Source organism: Nitrospirillum pindoramense (assembly GCF_007827955.1).
In the GTDB taxonomy this organism is placed as follows: Bacteria; Pseudomonadota; Alphaproteobacteria; order Azospirillales; family Azospirillaceae; genus Nitrospirillum; species Nitrospirillum amazonense_B.
Map to the genome: position 1 here is coordinate 150,023 of NZ_VITR01000001.1, position 25,030 is coordinate 175,052.

Genomic DNA, 25,030 nt, shown 5'->3' on the forward strand with positions numbered 1-25,030 from the left:
GTCACGGCGCCTTGCGCCACACCGAATAGGCCACCGTGCCGTCGCCCGAGGCGCTGGCCGGCACGCCATAGCTCAGCAGGGTGCCGTCATAGGTGTAGTCCCGCACCTGGCGCCTGCCCTCCCAATTGGGGAAGCTGGCCGCCTGCACGTTGAACACCAGCTGGTGATGCTCCCGGTCGATCTGGACGGTGCCGAAGTGGGTGCTGGAGCCCAGGACGGCCTGCCGGTACTCCTCCGCCGTGCCCTGGGCCTTCACGCCGCTGGCGAAGGCGGGCCGGCCCACCCGGAAGATCTGCATGTTGTAGCGTCCGGCCGAATCGACGGTCAGCAGGCCCATCGGGTGTTCGCCGTAGTTGGTCGTGCGGCTGCCGTCGGCATGGATCTCATACGCCGCGTCCATCACCCAGGTGCCCTCCAGCGAGGGCAGGTCGGCAGCGCGGGCGGCGGTGGACGTGCCCAGGGCCGCCAGCATGGCCAGGGCGGACAGTGTCTTGTCGAAACGCATGGTCGCTTCCTCTCTCATGTAACCAGTTTATGCGGTTTCAGCGGGGTGATGGTTGCCCTGATCCATGAAACCTGTCAATACGGTTACATGCGACACGACGACCATCACTCTGTTCCTTCAGCGGGGGCCCCTCCCTTGGCGGAGGAACGCGACGGCTTCCGTTTCCGGGGTGGCTGCCCGGCCATCGATCTGCCGGCCACCTTGCAGGCGCGGCTGAAGCCCGCGCCGCGCGAACTGCTGGCGACGCCGGAGGATGTGCGGCGCTGGATGGTGGCGGCGGGCCTGACGGACACGGCACCGCCGGCGGATGAGGGGGATTTGGCGCTGGTGCTGCGCCTGCGCGAGGCCATTTACGATCTGGCCGTCCATCGGCATGGCGGCAGCGGCCCGCCCGGTGGCAGCCTCGATTCGGCGTTGGATGTGGTGAACCAGGTGGCCGCCCTGCCGGCGGCGACACCCGCCCTCTCCCAGGCGGGCGGCGTGCGCCTCTCAGGCCCCATGACGGCCTTCATCGCCACGGTGGCGCGCGACGCGGTGCACCTGTTCGGCAGCGGGGCACCCATCCGGCAATGCCAATCGCCCGCTTGTACCCTGTTCTTCGTCGACACGTCCCGCGCCGGCGACCGCCGCTGGTGCTCCATGAAAGGCTGCGGCACCAAGGCCAAGGTGGCGGAGTTCCGGCGACGCAAGCGGGAGGGGGCTTAAAGGGCCGTCGAGCAGCGGACTGAAAATCCCCTGCTCGACGGCGGTCTCGCTTACTCCACCACCCGCACCTTCACATAGCTGCCAGGGGCATCCTCGATAGGCTTCAGCTTGCCGTCGCCCGGTGTGCGGGCCGGTACCTGCGGCCCGGCGTATTGCTTCAGCCAGTCGGCGTAGACGGGCCACCAGCTGCCTGGCACCTGGGTGGTGCCCGCCAGCCAGTCGTCAGGTGAGGCGGGCAGCGCGTCGTTCAGGAAATGGCTGTACTTGTTGGCCGCCGGCGGGTTGACCACGCCGGCGATATGGCCGGAGGCCGCCAGCACGAACTTCACCGGCCCGCCATAGAGCTGGGTGGCGGCGTAGGTGCTTTTCCACGGCGCGATGTGGTCCTCGCGCGTGGACAGCATGAAGGTGGGCGTCTTGATGGTGCGCAGGTCAATGGGCACGCCCTTCAGGGTGATGCCGCCCGGCCGGACCAGCAGGTTCTTCTGGTACATGTTGCGCAGATAGAAGCTGTGCATGGCCGGCGGCATGCGGGTGCTGTCGGAATTCCAATACAGCAGGTCGAAGGGGAAGGGGTCCTTGCCCAGCAGGTAGTTGTTGACCACGAAGGACCAGATCAGGTCGTTCGACCGCAGCATGTTGAAGGTGGTGGCCATGGACTGGCCGTCCAGGTAGCCCCGGCTTTTCATGCGGGACTCCAGCGCGCCCAGCTGTTCCTCATCAATGAACACCGACAGCTCGCCCACGTCGGTGAAGTCGGTCAGGGTCACCAGGTACATGGCGCTCTTGATGCGCGTGTCCTTCTTGGCCGCCATATAGGCCAGGGTGCCCGCCAGCAGGGTGCCGCCGATGCAGTAACCGATGGCGTTCACGCCCTCCTCACCGGTGGCGTCCTTGATGGCGTCCAGGGCGGCCAGCGGCCCGTCGGCCATGTAGTCCTCGAAATCCTTGGCGGCCAGCTTCTCGTTGGGATTGACCCAGGAGATGACGAAGACGGTGTGCCCCTGCTCCGTCAGCCAGCGGATCAGGGAGTTGGCCGGCTTCAGGTCCAGGATATAGAACTTGTTGATCCAGGGCGGGATGATCAGCAGCGGCGTCTTGTGCACCGTCTCAGTCAGCGGCGCGTACTGGATCAGCTGCATCAGGTCGTTCTGGAACACCACCTTGCCCGGGGTGACGGCGATATTGCGCCCCACCTCGAACGCGGAATAGTCGGTCATGGAGATGGCCAGCTGCCCCCGGCCGCGTTCCAGGTCGCCCAGCAGGTTTTCCAGGCCCTTCAGCAGGTTGTCGCCGCCCGTTTCCAGCGTGACGCGCAACACCTCGGGATTGGTCAGGGGGAAGTTGGTGGGCGATAGGGCGTCCACGAACTGGCGGGTGAAGAAGTCCAGCTTCTTGGCGGTCTTGCCCTCCAGCCCTTCCACCCCGCGCACGGCGGTCTGCACGTACTTGGCGGTCAGCAGGTAGGACTGCTTGATGAAGTCGAAGACGGCGCTTTCATCCCAGGATTTGTCCCGAAAGCGCTTGTCCTCCTTGGCCGGGCTGATCACCGGCTCCGCCTCCTCCCCCAGCAGGCGCTGGGCGGTGCGCTGCCACAGCGCCATGTAGTCCTGCCACAGGCCCAGTTGCGCTTCGAACAGGCGGTTGGGATCGGCCATCAGCCGGGCGGTCATCTCCATGAAGGCGCCGCCCAGGTTGAACGGGTCCAGGCTGGACAGGTTGGCCGGCAGGCTGCTGAAGGAGGCGGCGCCAAAGGGGGCGGCGATGGACATGGGGTCGGCCGCGGCGGTGCCGTCCGCCGGCGTCTGTGCCTGGCGGGCCACGAAATCGGCCACCAGGCGCTGCGCCTGTTCCGCGATCCGGTTCATGGCCAGGGTCATTTCCACCGGATCGGGCAGGCGGACCTCTCCATCCTTGGGGCCATCCTTGGACCCCTCCTTGGCCGGCGCGTCCTTCGTCGCGGGCTTGGGGGCTGCCTCCGCCTTGGCGGCGGGGGTGAAGGGCGGCGGCTTGGGCGCTTCCGGTGCCGCGACGGTGGATACCGCCGCGCTGGGCATCACCATGGGGGGCATCACCACGGTGGGGGGCGGCGGGGCGGCCTTCCGGCGGGGTGCCTTGGCGGCCACGGCGGGGGCGGCCGCGGCCTTGGCCGGCTTCTTCACCGCCGTGGGCACGGCCTTGGCCTTCTCCGCCGTCGCCCCGGCCACCGGGACCGGCGCCAGCGGTTCCCGGGAGTCGTTCTTGTGGGCCTTCAGATGCGGCGCGCCCGGCACCGGCGGGGCGATGGGCGCGGCGCGGACCACCTTGCCCCTCGGGGCGGCTGTCTTTGGGGCCGCCTTCGGGGGCGCTGTCTTGGCGGCGGCGGCCGGCTTGGCCGGAGCCGCTTTGGCCGCAGCGGCCTTTGGCGCCGCGCTTCGGGGGGCCGCCTTGGCCGGTGAGGGCGGGGGGGAAGGGGGCGTTTCAGCGGCGGTCGTCTGAGGGGCAGTCTTGGAAACGCGGGGGGAAACACGCGGGGACCGGGTACGCTTGGGCGGGGTATCGGCCATGCTTTCTTGTTCCTTCGCCTCGATTACCAGAGAACCTATTCCAGGACGGAAGCCGGCGCCGCGCAATCTGTTCCGCGGGGAACCGCCCGTTCGGCAGGCTGGGCGCCTGCATCCCGCCCGGCCGTTCCGTCGCCGTAAGAAGGCTGGGTTACGGCTGGTGACGGCGCTTGCGGCCCGTGGGGATTTCATACACGATCCGGCCATGATTTTCACCGACGCTAACGCACGGCCCGCGGGTGCAAGCACCCAGGATGGTCGCTCCAACCGCCCCACCGCCGACTCCAGCGCGCCGGTGGCAGCCTGTCGCCCCCGCGCCACGGTCGGGCGTGGCCTGCGGGCGTTGGTCCTGGCGGGGGTGGTGTTGAGCTTGGGGGGATGCGCCGGAAAGCTGGTGCCCCAGGCCCTGTTCCATGATGGGCCGGAGGATCCGGAGCCCTTGGCCAACGACGCCAGCTCCAAGGCGCTGCTGATGGGTGAGCGGCCGGTGCGGCGTGTCGGGCCGCCGCCCGACGTATGGCCCAACCTGGCCTCCGTGCCCGAACGGCCCAAGGACGTGCCCGACCCGGCCACCCGGCAGAAGGACATGGACGCCCTGCTGGCCGACCGTACAGCCGCGGGTTCCATCGCCACGGATTTGACCAAGTACCAGAGTTCCCCGGACCAGCAGTCGGTGCAGCGCGCCACCTCCTCGTCCAACGCCCTGTTCGGCGGTTCCTCCTCGGGCGGCTCCTCGTCGGGCGCGGCCGCACCCAGCCAGAGCAAGATGCCGGTGGTGCCCAGCGCGCCGCCAGCCGTCCCCGGGCGCGTGCCCGATTCTGTACCCGCCGTGCCGTTCGCCGCCCCACAGGTCACCGCGCCCCAGGGGGCGGCCGCTGGGGCCGCCGCTAGCCAGGCTGGTGCCCCCGCCGCCAACGGCACCAGCCAGACCCCCCAGAACTGATCCGGCACACCGGATCGGGGCGGAAAATTAGGCCGGCGCGGGTGTTCTTGTAAGCAAATGTCTTGAAACGGGATGCCCGCCCTGTGGAAATTGCTGTCGCCCGGCCCCGGCCGGGGCGATAAAAACCCTTCGGCGATCCTCGCCGCCCCTCCACCCCGAATCGATACAGATCCTCCCATGAACGAAGAGTTCCACCGCATTAAGCGCCTGCCGCCCTATGTGTTCGCCGAAGTGAACGCGATGAAGGCGCGAGCTCGCGCGGCCGGTGAGGACATCATCGACCTCGGCATGGGCAACCCCGACCAGCCGACCCCGCCCCACATCGTGGAAAAGCTGGTGGAGGCGGTGCGCAATCCCAAGACGCACCGCTATTCCATGTCGCGCGGCATCCCCGGCCTGCGCAAGGCGATCTCCGCCTATTACAAGCGCCGATTCGACGTCGACATCGATCCGGAGACGGAGGCCTGCGTCACCATCGGCTCCAAGGAAGGATTGGCCAACCTGGCCCAGGCCATCACCAGCCCGGGTGACGTCATCCTGGTGCCCAACCCCTCCTACCCCATCCATCCCTTCGGCTTCATGCTGGCCGGCGCCGCGCTGCGCCATATCCCGGTGGTCGACGGCGTGGACAATTTCGTGGAGACGCTGGAACGCGCCATCCGCCATTCCGTGCCCAAGCCCATCGCCGTCATCGTCAGCTTCCCGGCCAACCCCACGGCCCAGACGGTGACCCTGGACTTCTACAAGCCCATCGTCGAGCTGTGCCTGAAGCACGGCATCTACATCCTGTCGGACATCGCCTACGCCGAGATCTACTTTGACGGCAACCCGCCGCCGTCGGTGCTGCAGATTCCTGAGGCGCGCGACATCACGGTGGAATTCAACAGCCTGAGCAAGACCTACAACATGCCGGGCTGGCGCGTGGGCTTCGGCGTGGGCTCCAAGAAGCTCATCGGCGCGCTCGCCAAGTTCAAGTCCTACGTCGATTATGGCGCCTTCACCCCCATCCAGGTGGCGGCCACCGCCGCGCTGAACGGGCCGCAGGACTGCGTGGAGGAAATCCGCCAGATGTACAAGGCGCGGCGCGACGCCCTGATCGAGGGGCTGGACGCCGCCGGCTGGGACGTGCCGGCCCCCAACGCCACCATGTTCGTCTGGGCCCGCATTCCCGAGCCCTTCCGCGCCATGGGCTCGCTGGAATTCTCCAAGCTGCTGCTGCAGGAGGCGCAGGTGGCCGTCTCCCCCGGCATCGGCTTCGGCGAATATGGCGACGAGCACGTCCGTTTCGGCCTGGTGGAAAACGTCCAGCGCATCCGCCAGGCCTGCCGCAACATCCGTGGCTTCCTGCACCGGACCGGCAACGGTGGCGAAGCCGCCTCCAAAAAAGTGATCTGAGTCTGATGGTTGCGGTCGATAAGGGGGAAAGCATGGGTACGGCACCGTTGCGCGTGGGCATCGCCGGTCTTGGCACCGTCGGCGCCGGGGTCCTGACGGTGCTGGCCACCCAGGCCGACCTGCTGGCCCGGCGTTGCGGCCGGCCGTTGGTGGTCACGGCCGTCAGCGCCCGCGACCGCGGCCGCGACCGGGGCGTCGACCTCTCGTCCGTGCGTTGGTACGACAACGCCGTCGACCTGGCGGCGGACGACCAGGTTGACGTGGTGGTGGAACTGATCGGTGGGTCGGACGGCATCGCCGCCCGCACGGTCGAGGCGGCGCTGGCCCACGGCAAGCACGTCGTCACCGCCAACAAGGCGCTGCTGGCCCACCACGGTACGGCGCTGGCCACCCAGGCCGAGGCCCAGGGCCTGACCCTGGCGTTCGAGGCGGCGGTGGCCGGCGGCATCCCCGTCATCAAGGGCCTGCGCGAGGGCCTCGCCGCCAACCAGGTGCGCGAGGTGCACGGCATCCTGAACGGCACCTGCAATTACATCCTGACGGAGATGCGGACCACGGGCCGCGACTTCGGCGACGTGCTGGCCGAGGCCCAGGCCAAGGGCTATGCCGAGGCCGACCCCAGCTTCGACATCGACGGCGTGGACGCGGCGCACAAGCTGGCCATCCTCACCTCCGTCGCCTTCGGCACGCGGGTGGACTTCGCCAATGTGCATGTGGAGGGCATCCGCCACATCTCCGCCCTGGACATCGACTATGCCGGGCAGCTGGGCTACCGCATCAAGTTGCTGGGCATCGCCCGGCGCACCGACACGGGCATCGAGCAGCGCGTGAACCCCTGCATGGTGCCGGTCGGTTCCCTCATCGCCGCCACCGATGGCGTGTTCAACGCCGTGGTCGCCGACAGCGATTTCGCCGACAAGGTGGCGCTGGTCGGGCGCGGTGCCGGTGCCGGGCCGACGGCCTCCGCCGTGGTCGCCGACCTGGTGGATATCGCCATCGGCCGGCGCACCCCGACCTTCGCCGTACCCGCCAGCCAGCTGGCACCCCTTACTCCTGCCCCCTTGTCGGCGCGGCGCGGACGGTATTATGTGCGCCTCATGGTGGTCGACCGTCCGGGTGTCATCGCCGATGTCGCCGCGGCCCTGCGCGACCAGAACGTCTCCATGGAGTCGTTCCTGCAGCGGGGGCGGGCGCCGGGTGAGGCTGTTCCGGTGGTGCTGACCACCCACGATACGGAAGAGGTGGCGATGTTGCGCGCCCTGGCAGTCATAGGCGGCCTGGACGCGGTTCAGGAAACCCCGCGCATGATCCGTATCGAGGATTATTGACACACCACCGTCACGGACCCCGTCCTTATAATAAGGGGTCCGACGGCAAACAGACTCAGGGGAAGATGACTATGAGCAAGGCTATCGAGGCGCCCGTCGATCCGAAGGGCGACATCAGCCTGGTGATGGACCGCAACCTGGCCCTGGAAGCGGTGCGCGTGACCGAGGCCGCGGCCTTGTCCGCCTCGCTGCTGATGGGCCGCGGCGACGAAAAGGCCGCCGACCAGGCCGCCGTGGATGCCATGCGCAAGGCCCTGAACAGCCTGGCCATTGATGGCACCGTGGTGATCGGCGAGGGCGAGCGCGACGAGGCGCCGATGCTGTACATCGGTGAGAAGGTCGGCAGCGGCCATGGTCCCAAGATTGACATCGCGCTGGACCCGCTGGAGGGCACCACCATCACCGCCACCGGCGGCCCCAACGCCCTGGCGGTCATCGCCATGGCGGAGTCGGGCGGCTTCCTGAACGCCCCCGACGTCTACATGGACAAGATCGCCGTGGGCGCCGGCCTGCCCGAGGGCGTGGTCGACATCGACGAGAAGATCGAGACCAACCTGAAGAACCTGGCCCTGGCCAAGCATGCCACGGTGGAGGAGCTGGTGGTCTGCATCCTGGACCGCCCCCGTCACCGCGAGCTGATCGCCCGTGTGCGCGCCGCCGGCGCCCGCATCATGCTGATCGGCGACGGCGACGTGTCCGGCGTCATCTCCACCGCGCAGCCCGACAGCGGCATCGACCTGTATGTCGGTTCCGGCGGCGCGCCGGAAGGCGTGCTGGCCGCCGCCGCCCTGCGCTGCATTGGCGGCCAGATGCAGGGCCGCCTGCTGTTCCGCAACGACGATGAGCGCGCCCGCGCCAAGCGCTGGGGCGTCACCGACCTGGACCGCAAGTATGGCCTGACGGACCTCGCCAGCGGCAACGTCATGTTCGCCGCCACCGGCGTGACCACCGGCACCATGCTGCGCGGCGTCCGCCGCTTCCCCGGCGGGGCGTACACCCATTCGGTGATTATGCGGTCGAAGAGCGGCACGGTGCGCTATGTTGAGGCGCACCACAACCTCCGCACCAAGACCAAATTCGTTCCGGATGCAGAATAATATAACGTTTGTGGGCTCGCCGGCGGGGGACATCCCAGCCGGCGAGCCTCGCCCCCTTCTGGGGGTGGCGCGCTCCGCGACTGGTCGGCGCTGGTTGGCCCGCCCGCATGATGAGCGGCTGGCCCTGGCCCATGCCCAGCGCGGTGGCCTGCCGGAACTGGTGGGACGGGTCCTGGCCGCGCGGGGTGTCAGCCTGGAAGAGGCTGAGGATTTCCTGGGTCCCACCCTGAAGCGCTTCCTGCCCGATCCCCACGCCCTGCTGGACATGCAGGCGGCGGCGGAGCACCTGGCCGACGCGGTGCGCCGGGGGCGGCGCCTGGCCGTCTTCGGCGATTACGACGTGGATGGCGCCACCTCCTCCGCCCTGCTGGTGCGCTTTTTCCGGGCCGTGGGCGCCGACATCCAGGCCTACATCCCCGACCGCATCGCCGAAGGCTATGGCCCCAACGCCCCGGCGCTGTTGCGCCTGCGTGAGGCGGGGGTGGACCTGGTCATCACCGTCGATTGCGGCGTCACCTCGTTCGAACCGCTGGCGGCTGCCGCCCAGGCGGGGCTGGAGGTCATCGTCGTCGACCACCACAAGGCGGAGCCGGCGCTGCCCAAGGCCCACGCGGTGGTGAACCCCAACCGGCTGGACGAGGCCATGACCGACCGCCTGGGCACCCTGGCGGCGGTGGGCGTCAGCTTCCTGCTGGTGGTGGCGGTCAATCGCGTCCTGCGCCAGGCCGGCTGGTACGCCAACCGGGCGGAGCCGGACCTGATGGGCTGGCTGGACCTGGTGGCCCTGGGCACGGTGTGCGATGTGGTGCCGCTGGTGGGCCTGAATCGGGCCTTGGTGGCCCAGGGCTTGAAGGTCATGGGCCGGCGCAACAATCCCGGCCTGTCGGCGCTGGCCGACGTGGCCGGCATCAATGAACGCATGGACGCCTACCATGCCGGCTACATCCTGGGGCCCCGCGTCAACGCCGGGGGCCGGGTGGGCCGGGCCGACCTGGGCACCCGCCTGCTGTCCACCGAAGACCCGGTGGAGGCGCGCGACTTGGCGGCCCAACTGCATGCCCTGAATGCCGAGCGCCGGGCCATCGAGGCCCTGGTGCTGGAGGAGGCCATCGCCATGGTGGAGGCGCAGGCCGCCACCAATCCGCTTGCCGGTGCCGGGGCGCTGGTGATCGCGGGGGCGGGCTGGCATCCGGGCGTCATCGGCATCGTCGCCTCCCGCCTCAAGGAGCGCTATGGCGTGCCCGCTTGCGTGGTGGCGCTGGAGGGCGGCATCGGCAAGGCTTCCGGCCGTTCTGTGCGGGGCGTCGACCTGGGGGCCGCTGTCATCGCCGCGCGCCAGGCCGGCCTGCTGATGGCCGGCGGCGGCCATGCCATGGCGGCGGGCTTTACCGTTGCGGAGGCCAAGCTGGCCGATCTGCGCGCCTTCCTGGCTGACCGAATCGCGCAGCAGACGGCGGGGCAGGGGCCGCTGGTGCCCACGCTGCACCTGGACGGGGTGGTTTCGGTACGCGGGGCGTCGACCGACCTGCTGGGCCATATCACCCGCCTGGGGCCCTTCGGCACGGGCAATTCCGAACCGCGCCTGGCGGTGGCCGACGCCCGCATCGTGCGGGCCGACGTGGTGGGTGGCAACCATGTGCGGTGTTTGCTGTCTTCCCCCGACGGCGCCCGGCTGAAGGCCATCGCCTTCCGCGCCATGGATGAGGACCTGGGCCCCGCGTTGCTGAACCATGGCGGCCGGCCCCTGCATCTGGCCGGTACCCTGCGCGCCGACCGCTGGAACGGGGCGGAGGGGGTGCAATTGACCATTGATGACGCGGCTGTGCCGGGCGGCGCCTGATACGGCGGGGCGTCGGTTCTACCCGAAAGTAATAAATCGTCCGTTATGGGTCTTGTGGCGCGCGGTAACGGCAGAACCCCGCCAATCCTTATCGGTGCTGATGTATGTCGGCGCCCGGACCATTGACCCTTCAAGCGCAAATATCTGCCGCCGTCGCTTTAACGGCGGCTTTTTTGCGCGTCCTGGCCGGTTCCACCCGGATCGTCTTTCACCAAGCGGCGTGGCAGGGGCTGGCGGCTGGTCTACATTGGGGTATCTGGCGCAATATTAATGAATTTATTAGAGCCATCCGGCAATAGCCGTGTCGGCTTATATTGGTCTGTGTTTGACCGTAACGCGCCCGTCATCCAATTATCATTTTCAAATTGCGGATCAGGCCAGATTGACAGCGGCCCTGCATTGGACGATCCTTGCACCCAGAGGGCAGGCGCACTTAACCGTTACTCTCCGCGAGCCTTAATCCGTTCGGGGCGGGTCAAGTGGGTGGCGCCATAAAGTCAAAGGGCTGGTCATTACAACGCAAGAAGGTTCCAAGGCTCCGCCTGGGCAGCCGCGAAGGGTGCTTGGGGGGGATGAGGGGGTATTGATGTCGGGACAGCCTGGAACGAAACGGGCGGCGGCGGCCGGACCGGAAGCCCCGGCTGATGCCGCTGCGCCAGAATCGACTCTCAGCCGTCTTGAATCCCATTTCCGTACCTTGGACGAGGGCTCCCTGGTCCGTGTCGCCACGGCGGTCGAAAAGGCCCGGGCGACCGAAACCGGTGCCGCCTCCGACGAACAAATCCTGACATGCCTGCGCCCGATGCTGCGCAGCCTGCGGCCCGTGCGGGTGCCGACGTTCCAGCGGGCGCTGTGCGTTTGCCTTGAGCCTTACCTGGTGGATGCCGATCCCCTGGCCGCCGCCGCCAATCGGCGGGCGGTGGTGGCGCGGTCCAGCCTGGCGCCCTGGTGGCGCCTGCTCATGGGGTCCACTTACCGCCCGCGTCTGGCGGCGGCCACGGCGGAGTACCGCAACGCCGTCGCGTCCGAGCGGCAGGACGAGATCGACGCCGTCATCCAGTTCGGGCGCAGCATCGCGGCGGAGGCCACCGAAACCCTGCTGGCGGAAGCCGGGCAATCGGCGGTGCGTAAGCGGGAAGTGGCGGTGTTGCTGGGCAGTGAGCGCGCGTTCGAGGACGCGGCGGAGATCGCCCGCATCCTGGGCCTGGATCCGCTGCTGACCCCCTGGTTCGACCAGATCCGCGCGGCATGCCCGCGCACGGCGGACGGCCGGGTGCATGACTTCAACCCCCAGGGCACGGTCATCGCCAAGAACGGCTACATGCACCTGCACGCGGCCGACCGCGAGGTGGTGGACTATTATTTCCATGGGCTGCTGCGCCTGTTGGCCCAGCCGTGGCAGTCGCTGCGCCTGGTGCGGCTGTTGTCGGCCGACCTGTTGCGCGCCGGTGCCGACAGCGCCGGCCTGCAGATGATCCCGGCCCGGTTGTTCAGTGACCTGACGCGCACCCTGGCGGAGATCGGCCGCACGGCGGCGGGTGACCGGGGCATGACCCGGCGGGTGTGGCTCATGACCTGTGCCCGGCTCATCTCCGATGCCGGCGCCATGGTGCAGGGCATGGCGGACGAGGTGAAGGAATTCGGCAACGCCGGGTGGGAGACCATGATGGTCGAGGCCCGCCAGAAGGTGACACAGGCCGCCGACCAGTTCGCCAGCGTGGCGGTGCGCGACGCCGGCGTGGTCCTGCCCCAGAGGCAGGTGCGCGAGAAGCTGGAGGTCCGGCTGGTGCCGGACATGGACCACAGCCCCACGGATGACGAGGTGTCGGTGGCCCAGGCGGCCGCCACCCTGTTCACCGCCTGCCGCAAGGTCGCGGAGAAGGAGGGGTTCGACCGCTCCATCCGCGCCAAGGAGGCGGATCTGGAGGCGACCTTCCACACCGCCATCACCTTCCGCTTCGAATACCTGCGGGCGCGCGGCAAGAACAAGGCCGTGTCCGCCCAGTTGCAGGCGCTGGAAAAGGTCTTGCGCTCCATGCCCAAGACCGAGCCGATGCTGGACCTGATCCTGAAGGCGGAACGCGCGATCGAGCGCTTCCGCTAGAGGGAGGTGGCAACCGTTTTCCCGCCCATCCGGCCGCGCGACCAGGCAGACCCCCTATGCGCGAAAACCGGTGGGCGGGTCTTTTTATCCGCTTGCCATATCGGGGCCGGATCATTATGTATCCACCCCGCCGTCCCCTTCGTCTAGAGGCCTAGGACACCGCCCTTTCACGGCGGCGACACGGGTTCGAATCCCGTAGGGGACGCCATCCTCCGGATGGCCGCACATAGGATGGACCACCCTCCATCCGCCTCCTGTCCCCTTCGTCTAGAGGCCTAGGACACCGCCCTTTCACGGCGGCGACACGGGTTCGAATCCCGTAGGGGACGCCACGCTTCCAGCGTTTCGGCTGGATTTTGCGGGACAATCTGGGGACAAATGGATCCGCGGGACATCCAGCGGAGACAGCTTTCCCATGGCTACTATCGCCCCACGGAAAAACCGGGACGGCCAGGTCATTGGCTACCAGGTGAAGATCCGGCGTACCGGCTTCCCCACCCAATCCAAAACCTTCGAGACCAAGACCGACGCGAAGCGCTGGGCCGCCGAGATGGAATCGGAAATCTCCCGTGGCGTCTTCGTCGATCGCAGCGAGGCGGAGCGCAACACCCTGGGCGACTTGATACGCCGGTATCAGACGGACATCACACCCACCAAGCTCGGTGGCGACAAGGAGAAGGGCCACTTGGCCGTGATCCTGGACGACCAGATCAGCCTCATGCGGATGACCATGCTGGCGTCGAAGGATGTGGGCGCCTTCCGTGATCGGATGGCCGCCGCCGCTTACGCTCCGGCGACCATCGTCCGCCGGCTGAACCTTATCGCGACCGTCATCAACCACGCCCGGTCTGAATGGGGTGTCCATGTGGTCGACAATATGGCGTCGGCCAAGCTCACAGCGCGCCCGAAGGGGGCTGACCGGAAGCGGGAACGCCGGTTGCAGCCCGCCCGCGTCGTCGCGGGACAGGAGGAGTGTCCCGCGGAGGAGGAAATCCTGTTCAAGGCGCTTGCGGCGGGCCGTCACGCGGCTCTGACGGTGCCACTAGCCCGGCTGGCCATCGAGACCGCCGCGCGGCAGGGCGAACTGTGCTCGCTCGACTGGAAGGACGTGGACCTGGAGAAGCGGGTCATGACCATCCGTGGCTTGAGCGGCGTAGGCTCCAAGAGCGGCGACGTGCGTCGGGTGCCCCTTTCCAGCGCCGCGGTGGAGGCCATTCGTTCTCTCCCCGGGTTCGGGGCCAAGGCCGGCCGGCTTTTCCCGGTCGACCAGAACGCGCTCAAAATCACCTTCGCCCGTACAGTGGGGAAGAAGATCCCCGACCTGACCTTCCACGACCTTCGGCACGAGGCGACCAGCCGGCTCGCCAAGGTTTACACCAATCCCTTGGAGCTAATGCGGGTCACCGGGCACAAGACGCTGTCGATGCTGAGCCGGTACTACCACGCCGATGCGGAGGAACTGGCTCAGCGGCTGGCGTGAGGGTAAAGCTCAACAGCGTGGTCATGCTTGGGGCGCTAATGAAGAAATGGCTGTTCAGAAACATTCCGCATCGGTGGTGACAAGGGCAGGATATGCGCGACCTAGGGCTTCCAGCTGTTCGAAATCAACAAGCTTATCGGCCGACTGCTTGCGAATAAGGTCCAGAGCTTCGGCCGCCTCCAAGGGTTCGGTATCCTGAGGTAAGGGGGCGCGGACGAACTCCGTCAACTGCCGGCCCTTAAGGGCCGCATCATAGACCGCTAGGACCTCCGCCATGCGTCTTAAACTGTCCAGCGCAAGGTACCATGTCGAGCGATCGGTCAACAAACACCGGTCGTCAAATTCGAGCAACGCATTAAGGGTATATTTGTAATGGGCTCCGGGTACGCTATTCGGCAACAGGAATAGCCTCAGCGATTGGCAGCCCGGTTCCTGTACCGCCTCGCCCAAGAGGCGGCAGACTCTATCGCTGCTCAGTCCTTCGGGGCGGATCACGGGGTGGCCGCCGATGACAGCCGGTCGGGAGGCGAAGCATAATCTTACGCCTGGTCCTAAGGTGCCGCTGGCGGGGATGAACGCCAGGCCTTCCTCCTCAAACGCTCGTCGGATGGCGTTGACCGTGATGTCCTTGGGCGTGGTCAAGCCGCGTTCAATGTTGTTCAGGCTGGTGGTGGACAACCTACAACGGGACGCCAATTCAGCCTGTGTCCAGCCCATCATGCCGCGGGCGCTTCGAATTTGCTCGGGAGTCAGCATGGGGTAAAACTGGCGCTCAGTTGGTATTTTCTCAAGAGGGGTTGATAAAAAAGCAGGACACAGCATTTTTCGAAAATTTGGAAGCGGAGCCCGCCTCCAGCCAGAGAAAATCATTCATAAGTTGCAAAATGTCCGTTCCAGTTCCTTTTATTTTCTCTTCAAACTTTCCCTGTTACGGGGGGAGCACGTCTAAAATTCAGGAAAGCCGCCAACGAGGGTAAAGGGCCAAATTGCAACCTATAGGATATGTCGCCGTCCCTCTGCTGGGTCAAGCCTGAAATCAGCCTCGTGTGAAGGGCCAAAGTCCAAATACGGCTCAAATCGCCCGTACTGAGGCAAGCCTCAGGAGCGGCGAAAGATGGCTTAGTACCGGGCATGGGTTGAAACGACGACGAACAGAAGAGCGACACGACGATAACCTGCCGCCCCCACCGAGGGAAGGGCCGGCCAGAGCGAAGGTGAGGTGATCCCTTCACCTATGGGGCCTGGTTCCACTCTTTCGCCGGTGACCTTTCCCCGCGTCACGGAGCATCCGTTGACAGGCGGCCGGTCGTCTGAACACTTTTAAGCGGTGTATCGCCTCAAGGTCACCGACATGCCGGCTGTTCCGTTCAATGGTCCGCTGCTCGCCCATTCCGGGCTACGGTCCGACGGCGCCGATGGCGAGCCACTGATCCATCACCTGTCCGAAGTCGGCGACCGCGCCGGTGGTTACGCCGACGTCTTTGGCATGGGGGCTGCTGCCCGGGCCATGGGATGCCTGCATGACCTGGGCAAAGCCGACGCGGGGTTCCAACTTTATATCCGGGGCCGGGGCTCCAGTCCCGACCATTCCACGGCGGGTGCCGTCGCCGCCCTACGGGCTTATGGCGAGCGCTGGGGCAAGCTGATGGCGTTCGGCATTGCCGGCCATCATGCCGGCTTGGCCAACGGTGCCGCCGAGGGCGTCCTGACGCCTTTGGTTCAGCGGCTGGAGAACTTCAGGGAGCCACCGGGCTTGCCGGATGGCGTGGACCTGCCCGATCCCGCTTTGGTGCGGCGCAGCTTGAAGCCTTTCAGCGCCTTCGGCCAGGCGCTGTTGGCGCGCATGCTGTTTTCCTGCCTGGTGGATGCCGATCGTCTGGCCACCGAAGGATTCTATGCCCGATTGCATAAGCAGCCGGTGGAGCGTGGATGCGCCACGTCCCCGGCAACCTTGCGGGATAATCTGGAAAACCATCTGGCGGCGAAGATGGCGGCGGTGCGGGAGAGGGGCGGCCTGACCGAGGTTGACCGGCTGCGCGCGGACGTTCTGGCCACCGCCCGGGATCGCGCCAGCCTGCCGCCCGGCCTGTTCTCCCTGACGGTGCCCACCGGTGGCGGCAAGACCCTTACCTCCCTGGCGTTCGCCCTTGACCACGCCATGGTCTATGGGCTACGGCGGGTCATCCATGTCATCCCCTTCACTTCGGTCGTCGAGCAGGTGGCCGACGTGTTCCGTGAGGCCTTGGGTGACGCCGACGCGGTGCTAGAGCATCACAGCGCCTATGACCCGGATGTTGGGCGTGGCGCCAAGGATGGCGGTCCGGTGGGCGGGGGGACGGACGATGAGGCGCGGGATGGCGCGCGCAAGGTTCGATTGGCGGCGGAGAATTGGGACCGGCCCGTGGTCGTCACCACCGCCGTACAGTTTTTCGAAAGCCTGTTCTCCAACCGGCCCGGCCGCTGCCGCAAGCTGCACAACATCGCGGGCTCCGTCATCGTGCTGGATGAGGCCCAGACCCTGCCGGTCAAGTTCCTGCTGCCCTGCCTTGAGGTCATCCGGGAACTGGCCGACCATTATCGCTGTTCAGTGGTGCTGTGCACCGCCACGCAGCCGGCTGTCGGCCGGCGTTCCGATTTCCCCCGGGGGCTGGAAAACGTCCGGGAACTGGCTCCCGACCCGCCAACCCTGTACCGGGCGTTGAAACGGGTGCGCGTGCGCGTGGAAACCCACCCCCTGGAGGTGGAAGCGCTGGCGGGACACATGGCGGCTGAACCGCAGGTGTTGTGCATCGTCAACAACCGCCGCCACGCGCTGGACCTGTTCGAAACCTTGCGGCAGGCGACGGGGGATGGGGCCACCGTCCGTCTCTTGACCACCGGCCTGTGCGCCGCACACCGGCGCCGGGTGCTGGCGGAGATCCGGGATGACCTGGCCCAGGGCCGCCCCATTCGGCTGGTGGCCACCTCCCTGATCGAGGCCGGGGTGGATGTCAGTTTCCCCACTGTCTGGCGCGCTGTCGCCGGGTTGGACAGCGTGGCCCAGGCCGCCGGGCGCTGCAACCGGCATGGGGAACTGGGGATAGACGGGGGACGAGTCGTGGTCTTCATGCCGGCCGACCACCCGGACCACAAGCCGCCGCCGTCCTTGCGCGAGTATGTGGATGCCGCCGCCGCCTTCCTCATGGGGGCTGGCGATCCTCTGTCCCTGGACACCATCGAAGCCTATTTCCGCGAGGTATATTGGCGCCGCGACGGGACCGGCGGGCTGGACGGTGCGCTGGTGGGCGGGCGGCGGGGTGTGCTGCCCGCCGTGGAGGAACGGGCCCGCAGCCTGGACTTCCCCTTCGCTGATATCGCCGCCGCCGTGCGCCTGATCGAAGATAACCAGGTACCCGTCATCATTCCCTATGGTCCGGAGCGGGACCGGGTCATGGAACAGGTCGAACGCCTGGGGTGGGGGGCATCGCCCGGTGCCGCCGGCCGCGCCCTGCAGCCTTTCCTGGTTCAGATTCCGCACCGCGCGCGGGCCGAGCTGGTGGCCTGGCGCGCCGCCCAGCCCATTAGGCCGGACCTTTATGGCGACCAATTCGTCCTGCTGGAGAACGAAGACCTTTACGACGCGCTGCACGGCCTGCGCTGGGCAGACCCCACCTTTCGCCGGATAGATAGCGGCCTGTTCTGACCGGCATGTTCGGGGGATTGTGCATTTGTGCGATGAAGCAATTTTCTGATGATTATAAGAAATGATATACTACTAAAGAGATGTTAGGCTGTGGATCACGATAATCCACCCGAAATATGGGAACCGGCATGCCTTTCGGAGTGCGGATACGCGTCAGCGGGCGCCACGCCTGCTTTTCCCGACCGGAAATGAAGACGGAGCGTGTGTCCTACGATGTCATCACGCCGTCGGCGGCGCGGGGCATCCTGGAAGCCATCCACTGGAAGCCGGCCATCCGTTGGACCATTGATCGCATCCATGTGCTGAAGCCCATCCGCTTCCAGTCCATCCGTCGTAACGAGGTGGGGGGCAAGATCCCGGTCAGCAACGTGCGCGCCGCCATGAAGGCCGGGGCGGTGCATGACCTGCGCCTGGTGGTCAACGACGCCCGCCAGCAACGGGCCGCCACCATTTTGGTGGATGTGGATTACGTCATCGAGGCCCATTTCGACCTGACCGACCGGGCCGGCCCCGATGATACGCCCGCCAAGCATCATGAGATGTTCAGCCGGCGTGCGGCCAACGGTCAGTGCTTCCATCAGCCCTGTTTTGGCAACCGCGAATTTCCCGCCGACTTTCAGCTGTGGACCGATCCCATCCCCGCCCACGTCTTGCCCGGCGACCAGGCGAACAAGGACCTGGGCTGGATGCTGCTGGATATCCACCACACGCCGACGAGGGGTGGGGGCCATGTCTGTGATGACGGCTGCGTGCCCCATTTCTTCCCCGCCCGGCTCAAGGACGGTGTCCTGACGGTTCCGCGTCTGGACGCTGCGGAGGTGCGGTCGTGACCATCCTGGCGGCGCTGAACCGGCACTATGACCGCCTGGCCGACCTGGGGCTGGCGCCGCCCTTCGGCTACACCACCGAGAAGATCGGCTTCTGCCTGCTTCTGGGGGCTGATGGCACGCTGGTCCGAGCCGTTGACCTGCGCGCCACCGAAGGCCGCAAGCTGGTGGAGCGGCCCACGCCGGTGCCCAAGCCCCCCAAACGCACCAGTGGCATCAGCCCGGCCTTCCTCTGGGACAACAGTAAGTACGTGCTGGGCCTGATCCGCGACAAGGACGGCCAGACTATCCTGTCGTTCCCGGCCCATCAGGCGGCATTCCGGGACCGGCATGAGCGGGCTCTGGCTGACAGCAACGATGCCGGCCTGGTGGCCCTGCTGATCTTCCTGCGGAACTGGTCGCCGGAGGGGTTCGCCGACAGCGGTTTGCCCCCCGACATCCTGAACGCCAACATCGTCTTCGCCCTGGACAGCGACTATCGCGACCAGCATCGCTTCCTGCATGACCGTCCGGCCGCCCGGGCGCTCTGGGCACGGGAATTGGCGGTGGAGGCTGGCAGTCCGCAGATGTGCCTTGTCACGGGCGAGATGGCGGCGCCGGCGCGCCTGCACCCGGCCATCAAGGGCGTCTGGGGCGCACAAAGCTCCGGCGCCTCCCTGGTTTCCTTCAACCTGGACGCCTTCACTTCCTACGGAAAGGACCAGGGGGCCAACGCCCCGGTGTCGGAGGCTGCCGCCGCCGGCTATGGCGCGGCCTTGAACGCGCTCCTGGAAAAAGGCAGCCGTAATCGCATCCAGGTGGGCGACACCTCCGTGGCGTTCTGGGCCGATGCATCCGGTGTGGGGACTGATGCCGCGCGACGGGCCGAGGAAGCCGCCGCCGACCTGCTGATCCCCCGTTTTGAGGACGAAGAGGACGACGATGTCGGCCCCACGGATGCCGAGGAGGCTGTCGAGGTCCGGGATCGGCTGGAGGACGTGTCCCACGGGCGCCCCCGTGCACGTCTGGTCGCCGATGTCGACCCCGATACGCGTTTCTATCTGCTGGGGCTGGCTCCCAACGCCGCGCGGCTGTCCGTCCGCTTCTGGCATGAGACCACCTTCGGTCCCTTCATGGAGGCGCTGTCGGCCCATTGGCACGACCTGCGCATCGACCCGCCCGCCTGGAAGGGCCCACCGAAACTGCAGGCCTTGTTGTTTCCGACGGCGGTGCAGGGGAAGGCCGACAACATCCCGCCGCTGTTGGGCGGCGAGCTGATGCGCGCCGTGTTGAACCCCAACCAGGATTATCCGCGCACGCTGCTGTCCGCCGTGCTGCAACGCATCCGCGCCGGGGACCAGAACAACATGCCCCGGGTGTTCGCCGCCCGTGCCGCCCTCTGCAAGGCCTGGCTGGCCCGCCATCGTCGTCTTGCCCACCCCGACCGTCGTCAGGAGGATTTCCTCGTGAGTCTGGACCGCGCTGAAAAAGACCCGGCCTATCGCCTGGGCCGTCTGTTCGCCGTGCTGGAGGGCATCCAGTTCAAGGCCCTGGGCTCCATCAATGCCGGTATCCGCGACCGCTATTTCGGCGCCGCCTCGGCGACGCCTGCCGCCGTGTTCCCGCTGTTGCTGCGCGGCAGCAACCACCACCTCTCGGTTCTTCGCAAGAGGCCGGCGACCCGGGGTTTGGCGAATTGGTTCGAGGGCCAGATCGGCGAGATTGTCAACGAATTGGCGCCCGACCTGCCACGGCATCTGGGCCTTGAGAGCCAGGGCCGGTTCGTCGTCGGCTACTACCACCAGCGCAGCGACCGCGCCAAGCCCGCCACCGAAGACGCGACCGACCTTGCCGCCGACCAGGAGCCTTGACCCATGACCGCGCTCGCCAATCGCTATGAATTCGTCTTCCTGTTCGACGTCACCAACGGCAACCCCAACGGGGACCCCGATGCCGGCAACCTGCCGCGACTGGATCCGGAAACCAACCGCGGCCTGGTCACAGACGTCTGCCTGAAGCGCAAGATCCGCAATTTCATCAACCTGGTCCAGGACGGCGAACCGGGCTTCGGCATCTATGTCCAGGAAGGGGCCATCCTGAACGAGAAGCACCGCGAGGCCTACAAGGCGGTGCGGCCGAATGACGACGCGGTGGCGACCGCCAAGAAGCTGTCGCCCAAGAACGCCGAGGAGGAAACGGCCGTCCGCAGCTTCATGTGCCAGAACTTCTACGATGTCCGCACCTTCGGGGCCGTGATGGGCACGGGCATCAATTGCGGGCAGGTCCGTGGACCGGTGCAATTGGCCTTCGCTCAGTCGGTGGAACCCGTCCTTCCGCTGGAAATCTCCATCACCCGCATGGCCGCCACCGCCGAGGGTGAAGCCAAGAAGGGCGATGATGGCGAGGACGGGCGGCGCGACAACCGCACGATGGGCCGTAAACACATCATCCCCTACGGCCTCTATCGCGCCCACGGCTACATCTCGGCCAAGCTGGCGGAACGCACCGGCTTCGGCGAGGCCGACTTGGAGCACCTCTGGCAGGCGCTGGAGCAGATGTTCGACCATGACCGCTCCGCGGCGCGGGGGGAGATGGGCAGCCGGAAATTGATCGTCTTCCGTCACGCCAGCGCCCTGGGCAACGCCGCCGCGCCGGCCCTATTCGGGCGGGTGACGGTCCGCCGCCGCTTCAAGGGCGAGGAGTATGCCTTGGACGGGGACGGGTTGGACAACCTGCCGCCTGCCCGCAGTTTCGCCGACTACAGCGTTTCCGTGAATCGGGATGGGCTTCCCTCCGGGGTCGAGATCATCGAACGACTTTGACGCATCAAGGGGCCGGCATTATGGAGGATGAGGATCCCATTCCCCTGTCGGCCCTTCAGCATCACCTGTTCTGCCCCCGCCAGTGCGCCCTTATCCATGTGGAACGGCAGTGGGCGGAAAACGCCAGCACCGCCGAGGGGCGGGTTCTGCACGAACGGGTGGATCAGCCCGGGCGCTCACACCGGGATCGTGTCCGCACGGTGCGATCGTTGCCCTTGCGCTGTCGCCGGCTGAACCTGATCGGCGTTGCTGACGTGGTGGAGTTCCAGCCGCCCGATCACCGTCCCTACCCGGTTGAATTCAAGCGGGGACGGCCCAAGGCGCACCGGGCGGACGAGGTGCAGCTCTGCGCCCAGGCCCTATGCTTGGAAGAGATGTTCGGCCAACCGGTCATGGAAGGCGCCCTGTTCTATGGCGAAAAACGGCGCCGTATGGCCGTCGCCTTCGATACCGAGTTGCGGACCCTGACGGAACGGGTGGCGGCGGACGTGCGCGCCATGATCGACCAGGGGCGCACGCCGCCTCCGGTCCATGAGCCAAGCCGCTGCCGGCAGTGTTCCCTGATCGACCTGTGCCAGCCCCGGCGTCTGGCCGCACCGCCCTCGGTGGCGGACTGGCTGCGCCGGCATTTGCGGGACTGACCCCATGCGCCAGCACCTCAACACCGTGTTCATAACCACCGAGGGCGCCTGGCTGCGCAAGGACGGCGCCAACATCGTGGTGGAGGTGGAGTCGCGCGAAGTCGGCCGGGTGCCCGCCCACATGATGGGGGGCGTCGTCTGCTTCGGCCGGGTGGGCATGTCGCCGCCCCTGATGGCCTTCTGCGCGGAAGAAGGCATCGCCGTCAGCTTCCTGTCCGAGCACGGAAAGTTCCTCGCCCGGGTGGAGGGCGCCCAATCCGGCAACGTCCTGCTGCGCCGCCAGCAATATCGCCTGGCGGATGACCCCGCCGCTTGCGCGGCCCTCGCCGGAAGCATGATCGCTGGCAAGGCGGCCAACCAGCGTACGGTGCTGCGCCGCGCGTTGCGCGATCATGGCGACGCGCTGCCGCCGGCGGCCCATGCACGGATCGACGATGCGCAGCGCCGACTGGGGGATGCCGCCCGGCTGGCGGCGCAGGCCACCGACCTCGACGTTGCGCGCGGCTATGAAGGCGAGGCAGCGAATGCCTATTTCGGCGTCTTCGACCTGCTGGTGCGCCGTGACGAGGCTGCGCTCCGCTTCCGGAGCCGCTCCCGCCGGCCACCCCTGGATCCTCCAAACGCGTTGCTGTCCTTCCTGTACGCCATGGTGGGCCACGATTGCCGTTCCGCTCTGGAAACGGTGGGCCTCGACCCCCAGGTGGGCTTCCTGCACCGCGACCGGGCGGGGCGGGCCGGCTTGGCCCTGGATCTGATGGAGGAACTACGCCCCATCCTGGCCGACAGGGTGGCGCTCAGCCTTCTCAACCGGGGTCAACTCTCGGCGAGGGATTTTGAGACCCGGGACGGCGGCGCCGTCCAGCTTCGCGACGATGCCCGCAAGGTCGTCCTCACCACCTATCAGGAGCGCAAGCGGGATGAGATCACCCACCCCTTCCTGGATGAGAAGGTGACGTTGGGACTGGTGCCCCATCTGCAAGCCCGGCTGCTGGCCCGGCATCTGCGGGGCGACCTTGACGGCTACCCGCCTTTCCTTTGGAAATGAACGCCGTACGGCGGGGGCACCCATGTTGATGCTGATCACCTACGACGTGAACACCGAGGATACCGCCGGCCGGCGCCGCCTGCGCCGCGTGGCTCGGGCCTGCCAGGATCATGGGCAGCGTGTGCAGTTCTCCGTCTTCGAATGCGAGGTCGATCCCGGGCAGTGGGTTGCCCTGCGCGCCCGGCTGTTGGCGGAAATCGACCCGGCGACGGACAGCCTGCGCTTTTACCACCTGGGCGCTGACGCCCAGCGGCGTATCGAGCATGTCGGCGCCAAGCCGGCCCAGGACCTGGGCGGCGCCTTGATCTTCTGACGGGGCTCCGACACGTGCGGAGGGTGCGCGAACCGGAAGCACACGCCTGTTTCCCGGGAGGTTCGCGCGACGAATTTTCCAGCCACCGCCGAAGGCTTGGCCTAGAATGCTACCCCCCAGCCCGGGATGACAAACGCCCTATCGGACGAGGTTCGCATAAACCGGGCGGTTTCAAGTTCTTGAACAAGTGCATAAACTGACACAGCCGCCCTCCGTGCGAGGGCGCGGATTGAAACCGGCCTGGCCGGGAACCAGATAGCCGGCGGTGTGCCGCCCTCCGTGCGAGGGCGCGGATTGAAACCCATCCGCCCCGCTGACCCCGCACCTGACCCAGTGCCGCCCTCCGTGCGAGGGCGCGGATTGAAACAGGTTCGACAGGCCGGAGATCGCTACCGTGGCCGGCCGCCCTCCGTGCGAGGGCGCGGATTGAAACAAGGGCCTCATCATGTCCGCCCGTTACTCAATCGCCGCCCTCCGTGCGAGGGCGCGGATTGAAACCGGCCCAGCAGCTTGACAGGTGGAAATTCCAGTACGCCGCCCTCCGTGCGAGGGCGCGGATTGAAACATCATGAAATCCTGGTACACCGCGACGATATCCGAGCCGCCCTCCGTGCGAGGGCGCGGATTGAAACCGGCGCCGACATCACTCTCTACTGCTGGGGATAAGCCGCCCTCCGTGCGAGGGCGCGGATTGAAACTTGGGCCTAAAACCGCCTATCACTCGATCCAGGTCGCCGCCCTCCGTGCGAGGGCGCGGATTGAAACGACCCGGTGCCGCAACGCACCCGGGCTCGACAAACGCCGCCCTCCGTGCGAGGGCGCGGATTGAAACGTCGGCACCATCACGAACACGATGGCCAGCCTGGGGCCGCCCTCCGTGCGAGGGCGCGGATTGAAACTGATGATTGCGGTTCAGCTGAGCTTTCTCGACCTGCCGCCCTCCGTGCGAGGGCGCGGATTGAAACGATCTAGACGCCCTGATGACCGTGGACGAAAAGGTGCCGCCCTCCGTGCGAGGGCGCGGATTGAAACTACTACCTGACCATTGATGACCAAGGGAATTGGGAGCCGCCCTCCGTGCGAGGGCGCGGATTGAAACAGCATGCGCACGTTATGTTTTTGCACCACGTAGGCCGCCCTCCGTGCGAGGGCGCGGATTGAAACCAGACCCTTGACAGTAATGGCGACGGCCAGATTAGGCCGCCCTCCGTGCGAGGGCGCGGATTGAAACATCAACGCAGCCCCCTTGGTGGTGGACACATCACCGCCGCCCTCCGTGTGAGGGCGCGGATTGAAACCATCCACGGGCTAGAATAGCAGCCATAACGCCATCGCCGCCCTCCGTGCGAGGGCGCGGATTGAAACCTGGCCATCCCCACCGCCGCCGTGCCCCGAAAGCGCGCCGCCCTCCGTGCGAGGGCGCGGATTGAAACCTGGCCATCCCCACCGCCGCCGTGCCCCGAAAGCGCGCCGCCCTCCGTGCGAGGGCGCGGATTGAAACGACACCGCCGGGACTGGGAATGTCCTGAAAATCAAGCCGCCCTCCGTGCGAGGGCGCGGATTGAAACGTCCTGCAGAAGACCCGCGGCACCTCCTACAACTGCCGCCCTCCGTGCGAGGGCTCGGATTGAAACCATGTAGCCGCGATCCCCGCCGTAGTAGGCCCAGGCCGCCCTCCGTGCGAGGGCGCGGATTGAAACCGGGGCCGCCCCCGCGCTTGCCGCCACCAGGGGCAGGTGCCGCCCTCCGTGCGAGGGCGCGGATTGAAACTTGACCCAGTC

General features: G+C 67.0%; 18 protein-coding genes, 2 tRNA genes and 1 CRISPR repeat array (1 of these 21 only partly in view). Of the genes, 17 read left to right on the plus strand and 3 right to left on the minus strand.

What is annotated here, in order from left to right:
* Nucleotide 1 precedes the first annotated feature (1 nt).
* Complete coding sequence (locus tag FBZ90_RS00620) at nt 2-505, minus strand: lipocalin-like domain-containing protein (protein WP_145729003.1); 504 nt, start codon at nt 503-505, stop codon at nt 2-4.
* 135 nt (nt 506-640) lie between these two features.
* On the opposite strand from FBZ90_RS00620, the gene FBZ90_RS00625 reads away from it, so the two are divergent.
* The gene (locus tag FBZ90_RS00625; RefSeq protein ID WP_211101862.1) at nt 641-1,210 is read left to right on the plus strand and encodes a CGNR zinc finger domain-containing protein; all 570 of its coding nucleotides are present in this window, start codon (nt 641-643) and stop codon (nt 1,208-1,210) included.
* A 50-nt stretch (nt 1,211-1,260) separates the two neighbouring features.
* Here FBZ90_RS00625 and FBZ90_RS00630 read toward each other — a convergent pair whose 3' ends face one another.
* Complete coding sequence (locus FBZ90_RS00630; RefSeq protein WP_420872579.1) at nt 1,261-3,078, minus strand: PHA/PHB synthase family protein; 1,818 nt, start codon at nt 3,076-3,078, stop codon at nt 1,261-1,263.
* An 880-nt stretch (nt 3,079-3,958) separates the two neighbouring features.
* Here FBZ90_RS00630 and FBZ90_RS00635 point away from each other — a divergent pair.
* The 9 genes from FBZ90_RS00635 to FBZ90_RS00675 all read left to right on the plus strand — a co-directional run bounded on the left by FBZ90_RS00635 (nt 3,959) and on the right by FBZ90_RS00675 (nt 13,940).
* A complete protein-coding gene (locus FBZ90_RS00635) occupies nt 3,959-4,696 on the plus strand; it encodes a hypothetical protein (RefSeq protein ID WP_145729006.1) in 738 nt (245 codons plus the stop codon).
* A gap of 177 nt (nt 4,697-4,873) precedes the next feature.
* Nucleotides 4,874-6,091, plus strand: a complete 1,218-nt coding sequence (locus FBZ90_RS00640; RefSeq protein WP_145729008.1) for an LL-diaminopimelate aminotransferase — start codon at nt 4,874-4,876, stop codon at nt 6,089-6,091.
* A gap of 32 nt (nt 6,092-6,123) precedes the next feature.
* Nucleotides 6,124-7,419, plus strand: a complete 1,296-nt coding sequence (locus tag FBZ90_RS00645) for a homoserine dehydrogenase (protein WP_145729010.1) — start codon at nt 6,124-6,126, stop codon at nt 7,417-7,419.
* 125 nt (nt 7,420-7,544) lie between these two features.
* The gene (gene glpX, locus FBZ90_RS00650; RefSeq protein WP_145729459.1) at nt 7,545-8,516 is read left to right on the plus strand and encodes a class II fructose-bisphosphatase; all 972 of its coding nucleotides are present in this window, start codon (nt 7,545-7,547) and stop codon (nt 8,514-8,516) included.
* Nucleotides 8,506-10,356 (plus strand): single-stranded-DNA-specific exonuclease RecJ, encoded by a 1,851-nt coding sequence (recJ, locus tag FBZ90_RS00655; RefSeq protein WP_145729012.1) that lies wholly within the window; start codon nt 8,506-8,508, stop codon nt 10,354-10,356. The genes glpX and recJ overlap by 11 nt, the downstream gene beginning before the upstream one ends.
* 586 nt (nt 10,357-10,942) lie before the next feature.
* A complete protein-coding gene (locus FBZ90_RS00660; protein ID WP_145729013.1) occupies nt 10,943-12,460 on the plus strand; it encodes a hypothetical protein in 1,518 nt (505 codons plus the stop codon).
* Between the two features lie 132 nt (nt 12,461-12,592).
* Nucleotides 12,593-12,668: transfer RNA gene (locus FBZ90_RS00665), tRNA-Glu, on the plus strand.
* A 48-nt stretch (nt 12,669-12,716) separates the two neighbouring features.
* Nucleotides 12,717-12,792: transfer RNA gene (locus FBZ90_RS00670), tRNA-Glu, on the plus strand.
* Between the two features lie 83 nt (nt 12,793-12,875).
* The gene (locus tag FBZ90_RS00675; protein ID WP_145729015.1) at nt 12,876-13,940 is read left to right on the plus strand and encodes a site-specific integrase; all 1,065 of its coding nucleotides are present in this window, start codon (nt 12,876-12,878) and stop codon (nt 13,938-13,940) included.
* A 54-nt stretch (nt 13,941-13,994) separates the two neighbouring features.
* Here FBZ90_RS00675 and FBZ90_RS00680 read toward each other — a convergent pair whose 3' ends face one another.
* The gene (locus tag FBZ90_RS00680; protein ID WP_246130081.1) at nt 13,995-14,810 is read right to left on the minus strand and encodes a helix-turn-helix domain-containing protein; all 816 of its coding nucleotides are present in this window, start codon (nt 14,808-14,810) and stop codon (nt 13,995-13,997) included.
* 481 nt (nt 14,811-15,291) lie between these two features.
* Between FBZ90_RS00680 and FBZ90_RS28575 the strand changes: the two genes are divergently transcribed.
* The 7 genes from FBZ90_RS28575 to cas2 all read left to right on the plus strand — a co-directional run bounded on the left by FBZ90_RS28575 (nt 15,292) and on the right by cas2 (nt 23,249).
* The gene (locus tag FBZ90_RS28575; RefSeq protein ID WP_145729017.1) at nt 15,292-17,622 is read left to right on the plus strand and encodes a CRISPR-associated endonuclease Cas3''; all 2,331 of its coding nucleotides are present in this window, start codon (nt 15,292-15,294) and stop codon (nt 17,620-17,622) included.
* Nucleotides 17,623-17,750: 128 nt separating this feature from the next.
* Entirely contained in the window at nt 17,751-18,452 is a 702-nt protein-coding gene (gene cas5c, locus FBZ90_RS00690; protein WP_145729019.1) for a type I-C CRISPR-associated protein Cas5c, read from the plus strand.
* Entirely contained in the window at nt 18,449-20,299 is a 1,851-nt protein-coding gene (gene cas8c, locus FBZ90_RS00695; protein ID WP_145729021.1) for a type I-C CRISPR-associated protein Cas8c/Csd1, read from the plus strand. Before cas5c ends, cas8c begins: the two co-directional genes overlap by 4 nt.
* Before the next feature lie 3 nt (nt 20,300-20,302).
* Entirely contained in the window at nt 20,303-21,250 is a 948-nt protein-coding gene (cas7c, locus tag FBZ90_RS00700; RefSeq protein WP_145729023.1) for a type I-C CRISPR-associated protein Cas7/Csd2, read from the plus strand.
* A gap of 20 nt (nt 21,251-21,270) precedes the next feature.
* The gene (gene cas4 / locus FBZ90_RS00705) at nt 21,271-21,891 is read left to right on the plus strand and encodes a CRISPR-associated protein Cas4 (protein WP_145729026.1); all 621 of its coding nucleotides are present in this window, start codon (nt 21,271-21,273) and stop codon (nt 21,889-21,891) included.
* A 4-nt stretch (nt 21,892-21,895) separates the two neighbouring features.
* A complete protein-coding gene (gene cas1c / locus FBZ90_RS00710) occupies nt 21,896-22,936 on the plus strand; it encodes a type I-C CRISPR-associated endonuclease Cas1c (RefSeq protein WP_145729028.1) in 1,041 nt (346 codons plus the stop codon).
* 22 nt (nt 22,937-22,958) lie between these two features.
* Nucleotides 22,959-23,249 (plus strand): CRISPR-associated endonuclease Cas2, encoded by a 291-nt coding sequence (gene cas2 / locus FBZ90_RS00715; protein WP_145729030.1) that lies wholly within the window; start codon nt 22,959-22,961, stop codon nt 23,247-23,249.
* 204 nt (nt 23,250-23,453) lie between these two features.
* Nucleotides 23,454-25,030: a CRISPR direct-repeat array (repeat unit 32 nt; unit sequence GCCGCCCTCCGTGCGAGGGCGCGGATTGAAAC); it runs 792 nt beyond the window's last position.

Coding starts and splice junctions, on each gene's coding strand:
- FBZ90_RS00620 (WP_145729003.1), bottom strand. CDS start 505: ATGCGTTTCGACAAGACACTGTCCGCCCTGGCCATGCTGGCGGCCCTG.
- FBZ90_RS00630 (WP_420872579.1), bottom strand. CDS start 3,078: ATGAACCGGATCGCGGAACAGGCGCAGCGCCTGGTGGCCGATTTCGTG.
- FBZ90_RS00635 (WP_145729006.1), top strand. CDS start 3,959: ATGATTTTCACCGACGCTAACGCACGGCCCGCGGGTGCAAGCACCCAG.
- FBZ90_RS00640 (WP_145729008.1), top strand. CDS start 4,874: ATGAACGAAGAGTTCCACCGCATTAAGCGCCTGCCGCCCTATGTGTTC.
- FBZ90_RS00645 (WP_145729010.1), top strand. CDS start 6,124: ATGGGTACGGCACCGTTGCGCGTGGGCATCGCCGGTCTTGGCACCGTC.
- glpX (WP_145729459.1), top strand. CDS start 7,545: ATGGACCGCAACCTGGCCCTGGAAGCGGTGCGCGTGACCGAGGCCGCG.
- recJ (WP_145729012.1), top strand. CDS start 8,506: ATGCAGAATAATATAACGTTTGTGGGCTCGCCGGCGGGGGACATCCCA.
- FBZ90_RS00660 (WP_145729013.1), top strand. CDS start 10,943: ATGTCGGGACAGCCTGGAACGAAACGGGCGGCGGCGGCCGGACCGGAA.
- FBZ90_RS00675 (WP_145729015.1), top strand. CDS start 12,876: ATGGCTACTATCGCCCCACGGAAAAACCGGGACGGCCAGGTCATTGGC.
- FBZ90_RS00680 (WP_246130081.1), bottom strand. CDS start 14,810: ATGATTTTCTCTGGCTGGAGGCGGGCTCCGCTTCCAAATTTTCGAAAA.
- FBZ90_RS28575 (WP_145729017.1), top strand. CDS start 15,292: ATGCCGGCTGTTCCGTTCAATGGTCCGCTGCTCGCCCATTCCGGGCTA.
- cas5c (WP_145729019.1), top strand. CDS start 17,751: ATGCCTTTCGGAGTGCGGATACGCGTCAGCGGGCGCCACGCCTGCTTT.
- cas7c (WP_145729023.1), top strand. CDS start 20,303: ATGACCGCGCTCGCCAATCGCTATGAATTCGTCTTCCTGTTCGACGTC.
- cas4 (WP_145729026.1), top strand. CDS start 21,271: ATGGAGGATGAGGATCCCATTCCCCTGTCGGCCCTTCAGCATCACCTG.
- cas1c (WP_145729028.1), top strand. CDS start 21,896: ATGCGCCAGCACCTCAACACCGTGTTCATAACCACCGAGGGCGCCTGG.
- cas2 (WP_145729030.1), top strand. CDS start 22,959: ATGTTGATGCTGATCACCTACGACGTGAACACCGAGGATACCGCCGGC.